The 16,051-nt window shown below is 43.0% G+C and carries 14 protein-coding genes; 5 read left to right on the plus strand and 9 right to left on the minus strand.

What is annotated here, in order from left to right; translation table 11 throughout:
- On the plus strand, positions 1–217 hold a 217-nt coding region (locus F8S12_RS06300), incomplete at its 5' end, for a hypothetical protein (RefSeq protein WP_196515473.1).
- Between the two features lie 30 nt (positions 218–247).
- Here the strand turns inward: F8S12_RS06300 and F8S12_RS06305 are convergent.
- Both F8S12_RS06305 and corA read right to left on the minus strand, forming a co-directional pair.
- The gene (locus F8S12_RS06305) at positions 248–943 is read right to left on the minus strand and encodes a hypothetical protein (RefSeq protein WP_196515474.1); all 696 of its coding nucleotides are present in this window, start codon (positions 941–943) and stop codon (positions 248–250) included.
- A 64-nt stretch (positions 944–1,007) separates the two neighbouring features.
- Positions 1,008–2,150: a magnesium/cobalt transporter CorA gene (gene corA, locus F8S12_RS06310; protein ID WP_196515475.1), complete on the minus strand. Its 1,143-nt coding sequence runs from the start codon at positions 2,148–2,150 to the stop codon at positions 1,008–1,010.
- Positions 2,151–2,622: 472 nt separating this feature from the next.
- On the opposite strand from corA, the gene F8S12_RS40365 reads away from it, so the two are divergent.
- On the plus strand, positions 2,623–2,976 hold the full coding sequence (locus F8S12_RS40365) for a hypothetical protein (RefSeq protein WP_230967834.1): 354 nt from the start codon (positions 2,623–2,625) through the stop codon (positions 2,974–2,976).
- A 25-nt stretch (positions 2,977–3,001) separates the two neighbouring features.
- Here the strand turns inward: F8S12_RS40365 and groL are convergent, their stop codons facing one another.
- On the minus strand, positions 3,002–4,678 hold the full coding sequence (groL, locus tag F8S12_RS06320; RefSeq protein WP_196515476.1) for a chaperonin GroEL: 1,677 nt from the start codon (positions 4,676–4,678) through the stop codon (positions 3,002–3,004).
- Between the two features lie 155 nt (positions 4,679–4,833).
- Here groL and F8S12_RS06325 point away from each other — a divergent pair, with 155 nt between their 5' ends.
- Complete coding sequence (locus tag F8S12_RS06325) at positions 4,834–5,916, plus strand: MraY family glycosyltransferase (RefSeq protein ID WP_196515477.1); 1,083 nt, start codon at positions 4,834–4,836, stop codon at positions 5,914–5,916.
- A 234-nt stretch (positions 5,917–6,150) separates the two neighbouring features.
- Here F8S12_RS06325 and fabG read toward each other — a convergent pair whose 3' ends face one another.
- Positions 6,151–6,918, minus strand: coding sequence for a 3-oxoacyl-[acyl-carrier-protein] reductase (gene fabG / locus F8S12_RS06330; RefSeq protein WP_196515478.1), 768 nt, complete (start codon positions 6,916–6,918; stop codon positions 6,151–6,153).
- Positions 6,919–7,165: 247 nt separating this feature from the next.
- Here fabG and trxA point away from each other — a divergent pair, with 247 nt between their 5' ends.
- Positions 7,166–7,483, plus strand: a complete 318-nt coding sequence (gene trxA / locus F8S12_RS06335) for a thioredoxin (RefSeq protein ID WP_196515479.1) — start codon at positions 7,166–7,168, stop codon at positions 7,481–7,483.
- Between the two features lie 729 nt (positions 7,484–8,212).
- On the opposite strand, the gene prmA is transcribed toward trxA, so the two are convergent.
- Positions 8,213–9,133 (minus strand): 50S ribosomal protein L11 methyltransferase, encoded by a 921-nt coding sequence (gene prmA / locus F8S12_RS06340; protein WP_196515480.1) that lies wholly within the window; start codon positions 9,131–9,133, stop codon positions 8,213–8,215.
- Between the two features lie 122 nt (positions 9,134–9,255).
- Positions 9,256–10,836 carry a phosphoglycerate dehydrogenase gene (serA, locus tag F8S12_RS06345; protein WP_196515481.1) on the minus strand — a complete coding sequence of 527 codons (1,581 nt, stop codon included), beginning with the start codon at positions 10,834–10,836 and terminating at the stop codon, positions 9,256–9,258.
- A 552-nt stretch (positions 10,837–11,388) separates the two neighbouring features.
- Here serA and F8S12_RS06350 point away from each other — a divergent pair.
- The gene (locus tag F8S12_RS06350) at positions 11,389–12,255 is read left to right on the plus strand and encodes a Uma2 family endonuclease (protein WP_196515482.1); all 867 of its coding nucleotides are present in this window, start codon (positions 11,389–11,391) and stop codon (positions 12,253–12,255) included.
- A 327-nt stretch (positions 12,256–12,582) separates the two neighbouring features.
- Here the strand turns inward: F8S12_RS06350 and F8S12_RS06355 are convergent, their stop codons facing one another.
- The 3 genes from F8S12_RS06355 to F8S12_RS06365 form a co-directional block, all read right to left on the minus strand.
- Positions 12,583–13,437 carry an HIT family protein gene (locus F8S12_RS06355; RefSeq protein ID WP_196515483.1) on the minus strand — a complete coding sequence of 285 codons (855 nt, stop codon included), beginning with the start codon at positions 13,435–13,437 and terminating at the stop codon, positions 12,583–12,585.
- 162 nt (positions 13,438–13,599) lie between these two features.
- On the minus strand, positions 13,600–14,403 hold the full coding sequence (locus F8S12_RS06360; RefSeq protein ID WP_196515484.1) for a Uma2 family endonuclease: 804 nt from the start codon (positions 14,401–14,403) through the stop codon (positions 13,600–13,602).
- A 367-nt stretch (positions 14,404–14,770) separates the two neighbouring features.
- Positions 14,771–15,991, minus strand: a complete 1,221-nt coding sequence (locus tag F8S12_RS06365; protein WP_196515485.1) for a tetratricopeptide repeat protein — start codon at positions 15,989–15,991, stop codon at positions 14,771–14,773.
- Between the last annotated feature and the right edge of the window lie 60 nt (positions 15,992–16,051).

A 16,051-nucleotide genomic window follows, 5' to 3' on the forward strand; every position in this document is an offset into this window, starting at 1 on the left:
GGAGTGGGGAGTGGGGTTTTTCTTTCCCTATTCCCTATTCCCTATTCCCTATTCCCTAATTCTTGGCGGTATCTTTCTGTGGCACTATCCTCACGATCGCTCGCACTGGACGTTATCCAGCAAGTTTGGTCTTTCGGGAGTCCGGACTTTCCTCAAACCAGTGACTATGACTGATCTGCAACTGCCTGCGCCTACTCTCTCCTTAGATCCAGTGTAATCTTGGATTGCATAGTGTGTCTGGTTGCTATTACTTTTTTTTGTTCCAAGGTAGAGCGTAAGTCCAAGGTAGTTTCCTGACTGTGAAAGGACAATTGATAATGCTAATGGGAGGAAAATCACGACCTGGCGCTAGACCTAAACGCACCTCAGATATCCGTAGCACTAGTTGCAAGGAAAAGTCCAACTCCTTTTTTCTGTTAATAAAGTCGTTGTACAAACCTTTCTGCCCTTTTTGCAGCCCGGTGATATCAATTAATGGTTTTTTTGCTACATAGGTTCCAGCTGCTTGATCCCGCTCGAAAACATCTTCTGCTGTCACCGTCTCAGAAAGTGTTTTCTTGGGAGCAATCAAGCTAGGACTTTGGGGTACAGCTAAGTCGCGGGTTAAGTCTGGTGATTTGCGAATCACACGGCGCGATTGCTTGCTATGTTCAACTACCAAAGAACTGTTGTCCCAGTCAACGTATACGGCAATGTTCTCAGATTTATTTTCAATGCTAATTGATAAATCTTTCAAATCGTCAATTGGGTATGAGGATTTCAGTTTAAAGGAAACTCCAATTTTATCATCGAGATTTTGTTCTTTGAGTTGCTCGTCAACGATTCCTTTTTTAAACTCAAATTTAACTTGGTCATCGATGGATTCAACCATGCGGTTAAACACATAGGAAACACCGATAATATAAATCGTTAAAACAACTAAATTCTGGTCGTTACTCCTCATAACTCAAAAATATAAACTCCGGTGCTAATAAATGTATGTTCGACTCATCGCCCATCTGCAATAATTAATTACGCTTAATTGTTACAGAATTTTGCAACCAGCCCCGTCGCCAAAATAAAAATAGTAACCCAAATCCGATCGCCCCCATTCCTACCAAGCAAATTGGGTAGCCCCAATACCAATTCAACTCAGGCATATTATATGGCGATTTTTCAGTATTGAAATTCATACCATATATTCCAGCCACAAAAGTCAGTGGGATAAATATTGATGAAACTACCGTTAACACCTTCATGATTTCATTCATTTTGTTGCCCACTGCTGAGAGGTACACATCCATTAGTCCAGATGCTAGTTCTCGGTAAGTTTCCACCATGTCCATCACTTGCACAGCATGGTCATAACAATCTCGCAGGTAGATTCGCACCTCCTGACTAATCAGTTCACTACCATCTCGAATCAAGGAATTAATTGCATCTCGCTGAGGCCAGATAGCACGGCGTAGTTGCAGTAATTCTCGCCTAATTTGATAAATATTTTGTAGTGTTTGCGGTGTAGGTATGATTAATACTTCCTCTTCTAACTCTTCGATTCGCTCCCCATAAATCTCCAGCACTGGGAAAAAGCCATCAATAATCGCATCTAACACAGCGTAAGCTAAATAATCCGCTCCTTGTTTACGGATGATACCTTTGTTTTTTTCAATTCGCGATCGCACTGCTTCAAAGCAATCATGTACTGGTTCTTCTTGTACTGTGAGTAAATAATTTTTCCCCAATATCAAACTCACTTGCTCGCTGTAAAAACCACATATTTTTTCCTTTGGTACTACCATGCGGGAAATGAACAGTAATTGGTCTTCATAATCCTCTGTTTTCGGACGTTCCGGTACATTGACTACATCTTCTAAAACTAGAGGGTGTAAATTAAAAACTTTACCCAATCGTTGTAATATGTCTTGACTACCTAAACCTTGTACGTCTACCCAAGAAATAGATTCAGTATCAAGATATGAAATACATTCCTCTGGAGTTGCTATTTGTTCACGGATGAAATTGGTTTGATTATAGTCAATCAAGAAAATTATTGGTGGTGGAGCATCTGCATCAATAATAATCGTTCCTGGTACAGTTCCTGGTTCATGATGGAACTCATCTTCATATCGCTTAGTTACTATTTTAGGAAGGTGATGCAGTTTTCGTGCCATGAAATATTACCTAATAGTTATTAGTCATTAGTTATTAGTCATTGATCATTGGTAAAAATAATTGACCAATGAAAACTAACCATTTACACGTAATTTTACAAAATTTAATGCAAAGAAGGTAATTTCTATAATCATCCCAATACAGTTCGGTTAACGTGTTTATTCCTCGAAGATCCCCCCAACCCACGCCACTTGCTCCACTTGGGGAAACCCCAAGACCGCAGTGGCTCCCCTTAAAAAGGCTTGCTCATATCTCTTTTACCCCCTTTTTAAGGGGGTCGCCACAGGCGGGGGGATCTTATCCGAACGGTATTGATAATCATCCAATTTGATTTGTCTTAAAAAAACTAAAATTTGAGTAATTTCACCAATTTTTAATCCTCCTTCTTTCCCTCTCATAACTACAGTGGCTCCACAAAAACCAACTAAAAGCGAGCTGATAAAAAATTTGGATGTTTTAGAAATCTGTAGAGTGAATCCGCTCCTACTTTTTTTTCACTCAGGATTTAGTAAGGTTAAGGCAAAAATTGCTACAGGGCAAGCAGAAGTTCTTACAGGAAAAGCGGAAGCTGTTACAGACTGCGCGATACACGGAAACGTCAAAGCGGAAGCTGCTACAGACTACGCGATACACGGAAACGTCAAAGCGGAAGCTGCTACAGACTACGCGATACACGGAAACGTCAAAGCGGAAGCTCTTACAGGGAAGGCGGAAGCTCTTACAAGGAAGGCGGAAGCTGCTACAGCCTGCGCGATACACTTCATATTGCCTCTGAGTCAGCAATGGTATAAAAAACAGCTTGCCTTGGTAAGACAAACTGTTTAAAAAATATTATCTGGGTGAGGAGAAGCTAGAACATGCCGCCCATGCCGCCCATACCGCCCATGCCACCCATGCCACCCATGCCACCCATGCCGCCCATGTCAGGGGCAGGAGCAGCCGATCTCTTCTCAGGCTTTTCAACAACGATCGCTTCGGTAGTTAAGACCAAACCAGCAATGGAACCAGCGTTTTGCAAAGCTGAACGCACGACTTTGGCAGGGTCAATAATGCCAGCAGCGATCAAGTCTTCAAATTCACCAGTAGCAGCGTTGTAGCCAATGTTGAAGTCGGTATCCCGGACTCTAGAGACGATCACAGAACCTTCAGCACCAGCGTTGTCTGCTATTTGGCGCAAGGGAGCTTCTAGCGCTCGTCCGACTATATCAGCCCCAATCTTTTCTTCCTCGTCGTGTAGGCTGTTTTTAATCGCTTCTACCGTCTTAGCCAGGTGAATTAGGGTCGTCCCACCACCAGGAACAATACCTTCTTCCACAGCAGCCTTAGTGGCGTTCAGCGCGTCTTCAATCCGCAGTTTGCGGTCTTTGAGTTCGGTTTCGGTTGCCGCGCCCACTTTAATCACTGCCACACCGCCAGCAAGTTTGGCAATGCGTTCTTGCAGTTTTTCTTGATCGTAGTCAGAATCAGTTTCTTCCAACTGCCTGCGAATTTGAGCAATCCGCTTTTGTACCTCTGGTTTAGTGGTACTGCCAGCTACAATTATGGTGCTTTCTTTGTCAATGGTGATTTTGCGGGCAGTTCCCAGCGCTTCTAGAGCAGCGGTATCCAAGCTCAAGCCGATTTCTTCAGAAATCAACTGTCCATCGGTGAGAATAGCAATATCTTCTAACAAAGCTTTGCGGCGATCGCCAAATCCAGGCGCTTTGATAGCAGCTACGGCAAGTACACCCCGCGCTTTGTTCACCACCAAAGTTGCTAAAGCATCTCCTTCAACATCTTCAGCGATGATTAGCAAGGGCTGACCCGAACGGGCAACTTTTTCCAAAATCGGCACTAAATCCTGAATAGTACTGATTTTTTTGTCAGTAACCAAGATTCGGGCGTTTTCAAATTCCACTATCTGCCGCTCGTTGTTGGTGACAAAGTAGGGTGAAATATAGCCCCGATCAATCTGCATCCCTTCAACTACTTCTAGTTCAGTTGTTAAGGATTTGGATTCTTCAACGGTAATGACACCATCTTTAGTGACTTTTTCCATTGCTTCGGCTAGCATATTACCGACTTCTTCATCATTGCCAGCTGAAACAGTGGCAACTTGAGCGATCGCACTTCCTTCTACTGGCTTGGCTACCTTGGCAATTTCTTTTACCAGTGCTTCAATAGTTTTGTCGATGCCGCGCTTCAAGCTAACTGGGTTACTACCCGCCGCGACGTTCTTCAAACCTTCCCGAATCAAGGCTTGTGCTAAAACAGTGGCAGTGGTGGTGCCATCTCCAGCAACATCTTTAGTTTTTGATGCTACTTCCTGCATCAGTCTCGCCCCAGTGTTTTCCAGAGGATCTTCTAATTCAATTTCCTTGGCAACAGTGATACCATCGTTGACAATTTGAGGTGTACCAAATTTTTTCTCTAAAAGAACATTGCGACCTTTAGGCCCCAAGGTGATTTTTACGGCATCGGCAAGGGCATTAACACCCCTTTCTAAAGCTCGCCGCGATTCCTCGTTAAATGCAATAATTTTCGCCATGCTTTATTTCTTTAGCGCTTTCATTAGACAATTTAGCACTCACACGTCAAGAGTGCTAATTTTCCCAGCCGCTCAATTTATAAATGGAAATAAAAATTGATTAATATACAGGTGATGTTCATATTAGATCCAGGCAGTAATGCTTGAATTGGGAGATGAATCTAGACAACTCCCTTAAGTCCCTCGGTATTGCCAGCCCTAGCGGCACCGGCTGGTTGGCAGTAGTATTTACATTCGTCTTGGCTTGGCTAGTAACATGGCGTTTAATTCCCACAGTACGCAAATTCGCCTTGCAGGTAGGTTGGGCTGACCAACCCAACGCCCGGCGACTCAACCGAGAACCTTTACCCAATGCCGGGGGGCTGGCTATTTACGCGGGTGTGATTGCCGCGCTGGTATTAGCTAGCCTTTTACGACCTATCGAACTCCAAAACGTATTGGCTCAGGTGCTGACTATTCTGTTGGGGGGTTCGATATTAGTCCTTGTGGGCTTTATCGATGATCAGTTTGGCTTACCCGCCTCTGTTCGTTTATGGACGCAGATTATTACGGCACTCTTACTGGTGGCTAATGGCATCAGTATCAAAGTGATGTTTGGTACTCCCATCGACTCGCTTCTGTCAATGGCCCTGACAGTATTGTGGGTAGTCGGAATTACCAACGCCATCAACTTGATGGATGGTATGGATGGTTTGGCGGGAGGAATCAGCTTTATTACCGCCATGAGTTTGTTAGGGGTTTCAGCCCAGTTTAACAATCGTGCGGCGGCAACATTGGTTTTAGCAGCCTTGGCAGGTGCTGCACTAGGCTTCTTACGTCACAATTTCCACCCCTCGCGGATCATTATGGGTGATGCCGGAGCATACTTTTTTGGCTATGTGCTGGCGGCTACTAGTATTTTAGGCAGACTCCAACAAAACACGCTCTATGCCTTGATTCCCACAGTTTTATTTCTGCTGTTACCAGTGCTAGACACTACTCAAGTGTTTGTACGCCGTCTCTTGGCCGGAAACAATCCCCTTAGTACTCCTGGTAAAGACCACTTGCACCACCGCTTGCTTGCTTGGGGACTCTCCCAGCCCCATGCTGCGTTTACCCTTTGGTCAATTACTTTAGTTTGCAACTTGCTAGCTATGAGAATACAAGGAATGAGTTTGGCTGTGATGGTTACTACAGCGAGTAGTATCATTATCCTTCTGGGCTTTACTGTTTGGCAAAGAATACGCCAAAAGTCCTAGTTGCTTGTAGGGTGAGTATTGCAATGCTAGCCCTACTATGGTTTATGGCGAGTCAGGGAACCAAGAATCCCCGTCACTTTAGTGCGGGGAGTGTCAACAACTCCTGACGACTAGTACGTGGCAGTGTTAACGCACCGCAACAGACTAAGATGGTGCGTTAGCCTACGGCGTAACGCACCCTACGAAAATTACTAACTCCTAACTCAGCACTCAGCACTCATAACTCAGCACTCTTTAAGCCATTACCATACCGCCATCGACGTTAAATACTTGTCCCGTGACGTAGGCTGCGGCGGAATCGGCGGCGAGGAAGCGTACCATACCAGCTACTTCTTCAGGTTGACCGAAGCGACCGAGTGGGATGTATTTGAGAATATCTTCCGGGTTGTTGAGATCGCTAGTCATATCGGTGGCGATGAATCCAGGGGCGACGGCGTTAACTGTGATGCCGCGAGAAGCAAGTTCTTTGGCAACGCTTTTGGTGAAGCCAATTACGCCTGCTTTGGCGGCGCTGTAGTTTGATTGGCCTGGGTTGCCCATTTGCCCAGCGACGGAGGTAATGTTGATAATCCGCCCCGAGCGCTGCTTGAGCATGATTTTACTGACGGCGCGTGTACATAAAAAAACACCAGTCAAATTAAGGTCTATCACTGCTTGCCAATCTTCTAACTTCAAGCGCAAAAGCAATGTGTCGCGGGTAATACCTGCGTTGTTGACTAAGATATCCACGCGGCTAAACTTTTCGATGGCGGCGTTAACCAGTGCGTCTACTTGATCAAGTTTAGAAACGTCTGCTTGGATAGCGATCGCCTCACCTCCGGCATCAATAATTTCTGTAACAACTGCCTCGGCAGCTGCACTAGAACTGGCATAATTAACAACTACATTGGCTCCCTGTGCGGCTAATTCAATTGCGATCGCTCGCCCAATTCCCCGTGAAGCACCCGTAACAATAGCCACTTGTCCCCGTAAGCGCTGCAAATTTTCACTCAAAACTTCCATGAAATATTCCTCAACCTTTTGAATCACCGCGCTAATTATCTTATGGTGCTTTGTACCTAATACTTATAGAATTTGGGATTTTAAATTTAAATATTACCCTACAGCTACGCCACCCGAAATCAGGCATCTATACCTTTTGGATTAGTAGGGAAATGCAACAACAATAAAAACAAAATGAGTTTACACAGATTCCAGATAGTAAGGATTAATATTGGAATCAAACAATAGAAAATTAGTGTGTGTCATAATGGCAACTAAAAAACAATTTAACAGCTTTGAAGAGATGCTGTCTGCTTCTGATGTACCTGTATTGGTAGATTTTTACGCTGAATGGTGTGGCCCCTGTCAAATGATGGTGCCAATTTTAGAACAAGTCAATGCCCAACTCAAGGATCGCCTGCGGATTGTCAAAATTGACACTGAAAAGTACAAAGAGTTGGCTAGTCAGTATGAAATCTCCGCTCTACCAACTTTAGTCTTATTTAAGCAGGGTCAGCCTGTGGAGCGGATTGAGGGTGTAAAACAAGCAGCAGATTTGGTAAGACACCTACAAACAATTATTTAATAAGAATTTGGCTTTTAGCTCCTTGAGGCGCGAAATATCGCGTCTTTTTCAGTCGGGTAGCACAGTTAGCTGTGCTACCTAAAAATCACCGTTTGATTTCTACAAGCCGCACACTCGTGACTTATAGTCATGAGTTAGGCGCTCCATATTCTGACTTTTCACGGTATCTGGAAAACCTCTCTCTAAATCTCTCTCCTTTTAGGAGAGAGACTTTGAATTTTCCCCCTTCCCGCGACGAGTTGGTGGTTAGGGGGTTAGGTTAATCGTTAGCTTTTCCACATAACGTGAAAAGTCAGGCTCCATATTGAGCATGACTTTGTGTTACAATATCAGTGTATTTAACACGTTTAAGAAGTTTTTCTACGTGCAGAAAGTTGGTACATTTTACCCCTCATCTCAAACATCGCACTAGTTTTGTAGAGTATATTTTAGACAAAATACTAAATAATTTATTACTCGACAAATGTCCACCAGATTTATACTTAATTTTTAGTAATTTATTTATCATCGACACTCCTGAAAAGGAGTGTTATTTTTGGGAGGATATCTGCTTGCTAGTTATGATATGAAAGGATGTTAAACATCTACATCTCGGTTAATGGGTTTAGATTATAAAAATGTTCGTGAGCTTCAGCACCGACTAAAGGTTTTTCTGTCGCGATACTAGCGAGAAAGAATAGTATTGTTAATCATGTAAACTTTGTTACCTAATCTATAGCATCTAGTAAATTAAGAACGTCGTACATTCAAGCAACACCATTCTTTCCTTTTCCATAGAGTAGCCACGACCCATCCATGTAACTCTAAGGCATCAGCAACAGCTTTAGATTGTTCTAGTAAAATACCACTAAAGATAGCCCAAGTTTCAAGTTTAGCGATCGCACTCATTTGTGGCACTAACTCAATAATCACGTCAGCCAAAATATTGCAGACGATCCCATCCACTGGGTTTTCAATCAGTTTTGTCAAAACGTCTACACTTCCCTGGGCTGGTAGTAAACGTTCTGGGCTAATGTTGTTAAGGTCGCGATTACTGATAGTTGATTGTACTGCCAAAGGGTCAGTATCCACCGCATAGACTTTCTCTGCTCCCAGTAGCAACGCCCCAATGGAGAGGATACCAGAACCACAACCAATATCCGCAATTACCAGATGTTCATGTTTGCCGCCAGTACCTACAAACGATTGAGGAACTTCACTTAGGCGCATTTCCAGGGATTCCAAACATAGTTGAGTGGTGGCATGTCCGCCCGTACCAAATGCTACACCAGGGTCAAGACGAATCACTAACCGTTCCGATGCTTCTGGTAATGGTAGCCATGCGGGGTTAATTAGAAAGCGATCGCCTATTTCTTGCGGATGCCAATATTGTTTCCAGCTAGTCGCCCAATCTTCCTCATCAATTAACTGCCATTGCAGGGAGGGAGATGACAATCCTACACAGAGGGCATCTTGACGTAACCATAGCGACAGCGCTGCTAAATCTAGTAGCTGTGTTTGAATTGTTGGCAAGTAAGCTTTTACTAAAGATAAATTTCCTTTGTTTTCACTCGCTGTACCACGAGCGCCAAAATCTTCCAGTCGCCAAAAGATAGAATCTTCTAGGTCTGGTTCACATAAAATCTGTAGTTCCCACCAGGTGTTTGCCATATAATTTTAGATTTTAGATTTTAGATTTTAGATTGGGGACTAAGTAACGGTTAATGACCAATGCAAAAAACAATAAGTAATTAGCCATTACCGATCCAAAATCCAAAATCCAAAATCTAAAATTAGAGAGTTACCGTATACGCATCCCGAATACCAGAGACTTTAATAATTTCATCCAAAATGCCCTCAGGTAAAGGATCATCTATACTGAGAGCCATTACTGCATCACCACGGACAATTTTGCGACCTACTTGCATACTGGCAATATTCACATTAAAACTGCCGAGTAGAGAACCGAGTTTGCCGATAATCCCTGGCATGTCGCGGTGTAGAGTAAATAACATATATTTGCTGGGTGGGACGTTAATCGGGAAACCATCAACGTCGGTTAGGTGGATTTCCTTTTCACCCAACAAAGCGCCTGTGACAGAATGAGTACCTAAAGTACCGGTGGCTTCTAGATGAAGTGTACCGGCATAGTCTCGAATGGAAGCATCGCGGGTTTCAATCACCCTGATTCCGCGTTCTTTGGCTTCTATGCTGGCATTTACATAATTTACCCGTTCCCGCAAAGCTTGGTAAAGTAATCCTTTCAAGGCAGCTACTATCAAAGGCTGACTTTTGTTGGTCGCTAGTGCCCCTTGCAGTCGAATATTAAGTACTTCCACCCGTCCGCCGGCTAGCTGTCCCACCAGATTACCTAGAGTTTCTGCTAGTTGCATATAGGGTTTAAGTTCTTCCAACACATCGGGGCCGAGTCCAGGAATGTTGACGGCTGAACGTGCTGGTAGTCCTAAAAGTACATCTCGAATTTGTTCGGCAACATCAATGGCCACATTCACTTGAGCTTCTGCGGTAGAGGCTCCCAAGTGGGGAGTGAGGATAACTTCCTTGCCTAGCGATCGCAATTCAGATTCACCCAGTGGTTCTGACTCGAACACATCCAAGGCTGCACCTGCTATTTTACCCGCTTTCAGAGCTGCTGCTAAAGCTACTTCATCAATGAGACCACCACGAGCGCAGTTGACAATCCGGGCTGTAGGTTTCATCTTTGCCAGAGTTACGGCATTGATTAAGTGGGTGGTTTCTGGGGTTTTAGGGATGTGTAGGGTGATATAGTCTGCTTGCTGGAAGAGCAAATCCAGTTCTACTAACTGACAGCCAATTTGTTCAGATCGGTCTGTGGAAATAAAGGGGTCATAAGCTAGGAGTTTCATCCCCATTGCCTTAGCCACCGAGGCAACATGGGAGCCTATTTTACCCAAACCGACAATACCGAGAGTTTTTTTGTAGACTTCCGCGCCGATAAAACTATTGCGATCCCACGCACCGCGTTTCACCGAAGCGTTAGCATCAGGAATGTGGCGAGATAGAGCCAAGATCATGGCTAGCGCATGTTCGGCGGCGGCAATTGTATTTCCCTCTGGAGAATTGACTACCACAATTCCCCGGCGTGTGGCAGCCGGAACATCCACATTATCCACACCCACACCAGCACGACCAATGATTTTTAGTTGGGTGCCGGCTTCAATAACTTCTTGGGTGACGCGCGTACCAGAGCGAATCATCAGCGCGTCATACTCACCAATAATTTCGATCAGTTCTGCTGGTTTTAGACCTGTTTTGACATTGACGGTAGCAACTTGGGAAAGAATGTCAATTCCAGCTTGGTCAATCGGATCGGAGACAAGAACCTTAGACATGATTACTTCATTTAAAGCTACAGGTTTTGCTGCACAAGATTTTTTAGTTTAGTATTTATCTGTTGCAATTCAGCAAAAATTATTCTTTTTAATATCAGCTTAACCTCGGCTTTACACTTGGTGGCGGTGGTGTTGGAGTATGAGTTAGTTGCAGAGATAATATGGTACTGCCTCCTAGTATTTGAAGATAAGTGGGTATTTGCGCCACCTGTAGCTAAATATAAAGCATGAATAGTACCAAGCACCTAATATTTATTAATAGTTAAGAGTTACCGAAACTTTGTCAGGTTAAGCAGCCTCCTTGGTTGGGTAAAAAAGCCTGCATTCTTTACTGGACTGCAACTTTAGATAAATTTTTTGGCTGATGATTGCAACATATTTAGAATTACTTAGTATCCGTAGAGTACCTTTGTAAAAGTATGGATAACAACATAGTTAACTGAAGTTTTTAAGTATAGGCGCGTTGGTATAGCCCGCCCAAGGCATCGCTAGCTGAGAAATCGCTATAATTCTGGAGAGCTAAATATCCTTTGAGTTTTGGGGAAACCAGCCATGTTAGAGTACAACTTGCCAAGGTACTTGCCCTCAGCCGAAGAACTACCAGACTCTGATGAAACACCTGTGGATAATGAACTGCAAGAATTAATACCAGGCTTGCTGAAGGCGATACTGCTGATACTTTGGGCAGAACGCATGGACTGGTTGTTTGCGATAGATATGGGTATTTATTATCACCCTGATAAACCGCCTATTGTGCCAGATGGGTTTTTGAGCTTAGGAGTAGAGCGGTTTTATGATGAGGAGCTGCGTCCCAGTTATGTGCTGTGGGATGAAAATGTTGTGCCGATTTTCGTGCTAGAAGTAGTTTCCCAAAATTATCGCAAGGAATACACTACTAAATTGGATGAATATGAGGCTTTGGGTGTACTTTATTATGTGATTTATTCCTCTCGTCGCCGCCGCAAACCGCATCTGGAAGTACATAAGTTAGTTAATGGTAAGTATGAATTGCAGCAAGGAAACCCTGTTTGGCTACCAGAAATCAGCTTAGGAATTGGTTGCGAAAGGGGAAATTATTGCGGCGTAACACGGGAATGGATGTATTGGTACGATGAGGAAGGACAACGATATCTCACACCCGCAGAACAAATAAAACAAGCAACACAACGCGCTCAACAAGAAGCACAGCGCGCTCAACAAGAAGTACAACGCGCTCAACAAGAAGCACAACGCGCTCAACAAGAAGCACAACGCGCTCAACAAGAAGCACAACGCGCTCAACAAGAAGCACAACGCGCTCAACAAGAAGCACAACGCGCTCAACAAGAAGCACAACGCGCTCAACAAGCAGAAGAACGGGTGCAACAATTAACAGAACAATTAAGAGCGCTGGGAATAGACCCAGATAATCTGGGTTAACTGAAAATATTGCTAAATATTTTCAACAAAACCGAAAAACGGGTGCATCCCATTTTTTATTTTTCAACGAGATAATAACTGTCATTGCGTTCGTGTAGCGTCTCGTAGAGAGGAGGAACGACGTTCACGCAGCGTGTCGCAGACAAGCAATCACATCGACTTGCTCTTAGTTGGGGGATTTTGCGATTGCTTCTTTCCGAGACGCAAGCGCGAACGCTCGCAATGACATACAAAAAAGTGGGATGCTCCCCGAAAAACTGGTTTTTTCAGATTTATGTATATGCTATAAATCCGGTTTTTCTACTGAAAGCTATCAGTAAAGAAAAACTATTGCTTTTTAGGAATAACATTCCTGATTCCACTTTTAACACCAACAGCATCACCTTTGTAACGAGGAATGATATGAATACTGGCGTGCATAATATTTTGACCGGCGGCTCGATTGACATTCATTCCTATATTAAAGCCATCAGGTTCAAATTCTGTTTTGATAATTTCTTGTACTTTGTTCACCATAAACCAGCAAGCAGATTGCTCTTTAACTGATAGTTCAAAATAACTGCTAACATGACGTTTGGGAATAATCAAAATATGTCCTTTACTTATAGGATAGCCATCAAAAATAGCATAAGCGGTTGCTGATTCGGTTAAGAGTTTGAGAGTTTTATGGGGATTACAGAATATACAATAAGTAGATGAATTTCGCTGATGATTATAGTGAATATACTCATATAGTTCACGATGTTCATCTAAAAAAACTGAAGAAAAGGGAAGTTTTACAATACATTGATAGGTAGGTTTTTTGTGAACATAATGTTCTCGAAAGCCTTCTTTGTTGATATCCCTTCTTACAGCATAATAAGCTTTACCTCCTGGTTTTAATAAATGCGATACTTCCATAAGAATATTAGCTTGTTCTTCAGCAAACAAAACATTTAAAACATAAAAACAAATTATGGTATCAAATTTATTATGAGGAGATTCTGGAAAATAATGAGGGTCATAGCCTATAATATCGTAGCCTTTTTGGCGTAATATTTTAACATCATTACCAAAGCCACAACCAAAGTCTAGTATTTTGCCTTGTAGGAGGTTTTGATTTAATAAAAACTGTGCAGGAAATGACAGGTAAGTTCTTTCGATCGCAGTAAGATGACTGAATTGATTTTTTTGCTGTTTCATGGAATTTTGGTGTTGATGTCCCAAATTTATTATTCCCAGCATCTCTTTAGGTCATGCGATATCTACGACGGTCACTAAGCTTTGCCGTACCCTTTGGGATCTTGCTACGCGCAGCGTCTGTCTGCGACACGCTGCGCGAACGTAGAGAAGTGCGGGCTACGCCTACGCATCAGGGTCAACACCTAACTCACGTAACTTAGCTGCTAATATATCAGCACGTTGGCGTTCTTGTTCAGCGCGTTGGTGTTCTTGTTCAGCGCGTTGGCGTTCTTGTTCAGCGCGTTGGCGTTCTTGTTCAGCGCGTTGGCGTTCTTGTTCAGCTTGTTCGTTGCTCCACAACAGCAAATTTCCTTCTGTATCCCACCAGCGTAGCCAATTCATGGTTTGACATAATCTTTCACCTTGCCAAATTCCGAGAAATAACTCTAACTCAGGAATCCAGTAGCGTCCATTGGCATCTGCTTTCTGCAAAGTATATTCTCCATTTTGCAAGCACCGTAATTCTAAACTTGGTTCGTAGGGATCGAAGGTTACGTAAGTTGGAATTTGGAGAATCTTTTCGTAATAATAGAGTTTACCGTAGGGTGGAGTTGAGCGGACTGAAAGTTCTCCACCTTCTGTGTCTGAGAGAAATTCCATCACTACAGCCACAGCAGCACCTTCTAAATTCGGGGTATAGCTGCGACGAACTACATTTGTTCCTACAGACTGGACTTGAGGAACGTAAAGCCAATCAGGGGCCTTAACGACGGTTTTTTTGTTGACTGTGGCTACAAGTCCGAAATTAGAGCCAATTAGCATCTGGGGTTGGATGCGTCCTGTGCTTCCCAAAGCATCGGTAAGCGCAGCAGCGATCGCAGGTTGCTGAATATTTTCCACTGGATCATCAGGTAAAATAAAGTCGGCTGGAAGTGCTTCCCAAGTAACAGTTGGTTCTTTTTGGATGGGGTTAACTTGTAGAACCATAAAACTACTCCTAATATCAATGCACAGTTATTAGTTATTTTTAACAAATCATAAGTAGATACGCAAAAATATTTATGTCATTTAATTTTACATAACTAGGACTTACGCAAACAATAGTCGAAACCCTTATTTTATGGTAGGGGCAATTCATGAATTGCCCCTACCGTGTGTAGCTTTGCGTAAGTCCTAATAACTACTAACATCGCTTTTTAATCACAAAAGCCGCGATGTTAATAACGAAAACCGTAATTTTTGTCATAAAAGCCGCGATTTTAATCACAAAAGCCACGATACTGCAACAAAAATCGTGATTTTCATTACAAAAGCTGCGATGTTGGTAACTGTGAGTCGATAGGAGAAATTTTAGTTAAAAATTTGCTTTTGAAACCTTTTCAATTTGCCCAGTAAAGTACGCTTCCTCATGTTTAAGTTGTTGTGCTAGTTCTAAGCCTTTTTGAAAAGCTGTTAATGCTTGAGGATATTCTTTACGTTCTAAATACAATTGCCCAATTTGGTCGTAAGCTTGCATCATCCCGTAAAAGTTGGCGGATTGCGCCTGTGTCTCTACGAGAATTTGGCTAGTCTGCAAAGCCTCCTCTATTTGTCCTTGAGAACGGTACAGCGCAATTAACTTTTGCAAAGCTTCACCAGCACGAACATACTGTTGTAATTGCCAAGCAGTGGTGTAAGATTCTTGATAATTTTTAAAAGCTTCTAGCAGTAAATTAGGATCTTTCTTTGCTAAAGATTCGTAATTTGAGCCGATCGCTAGCTTTAATTCTGGTATTTCGGTAAGATTATTTTCATTCACGTAAATTTCTGCTAGTTTGCTAAGTATATTCAATGACATCTGCGGTTGCTGTGTTTGCTCGTAAATTTCAGCCAGTCGTTGCAGATATGCTACTTCGTTTAGGCTATCTTTTTGGGAGGTAGCTAAACTCAATAATTCCTCGTAGATTGGTGCAGCTTTGGAGTAATCAAACCAACTCAAATGCAGCTCTCCAATTATCTTGAGGGTTTCGACTATTGCTGTAGGATCTTTTTGCTGTCGCACTGTTAGCAAAACTGGGTCATAAGCTTCTAGAGCTAGTTTAGGCGATCGCACATTTTGGTAAGCTTGTCCTAGCGATCGCCATAGTTCTAGATCAACAGCTTTTTGGGATTGTGCCTGCTTTTGAATTGCCTGCAATCGCTGCGTAATATATTGTACTTCTTGGCTGTCATTTTGCTTCCAGGCGATCGCACCGACTCTTGATAATGCTTGCACCTCTGCTAATAAACCTAAAAAGCGCCGCAAGCGCAGTTCTCGGTTCCAAATTTCAAAGGCCGTCACCTGATCACCTGCTTGCAGTTTCATTGCAGCTTCTTGGTTTAAGGCATCCAGCGCTGGTTCTAACTTTTGCCGTTCTTCGCTACTCAACGGTTGTTTATCCTTGGGCAAACGTGGTAGCAGTGGGTCGGGTGTGGTAATTTCTAGGGGACTGGGAGGAAATTTATCCGGTAGTTTGGGCTTTTTACTTTGTGCTAGTGTCAATGAACTATTAAAGAGGATAGCGGCAGTAACGATTACAATTAAGCGTCTTAGCATGGGTACTTTACTTTGCCTTGAGTTAAGTTGCATGAACAATAAATAATTAATTGGTAACAC

It is taken from the genome of Nostoc sp. WHI, from assembly GCF_015714725.1.
GTDB lineage: Bacteria > Cyanobacteriota > Cyanobacteriia > Cyanobacteriales > Nostocaceae > Nostoc.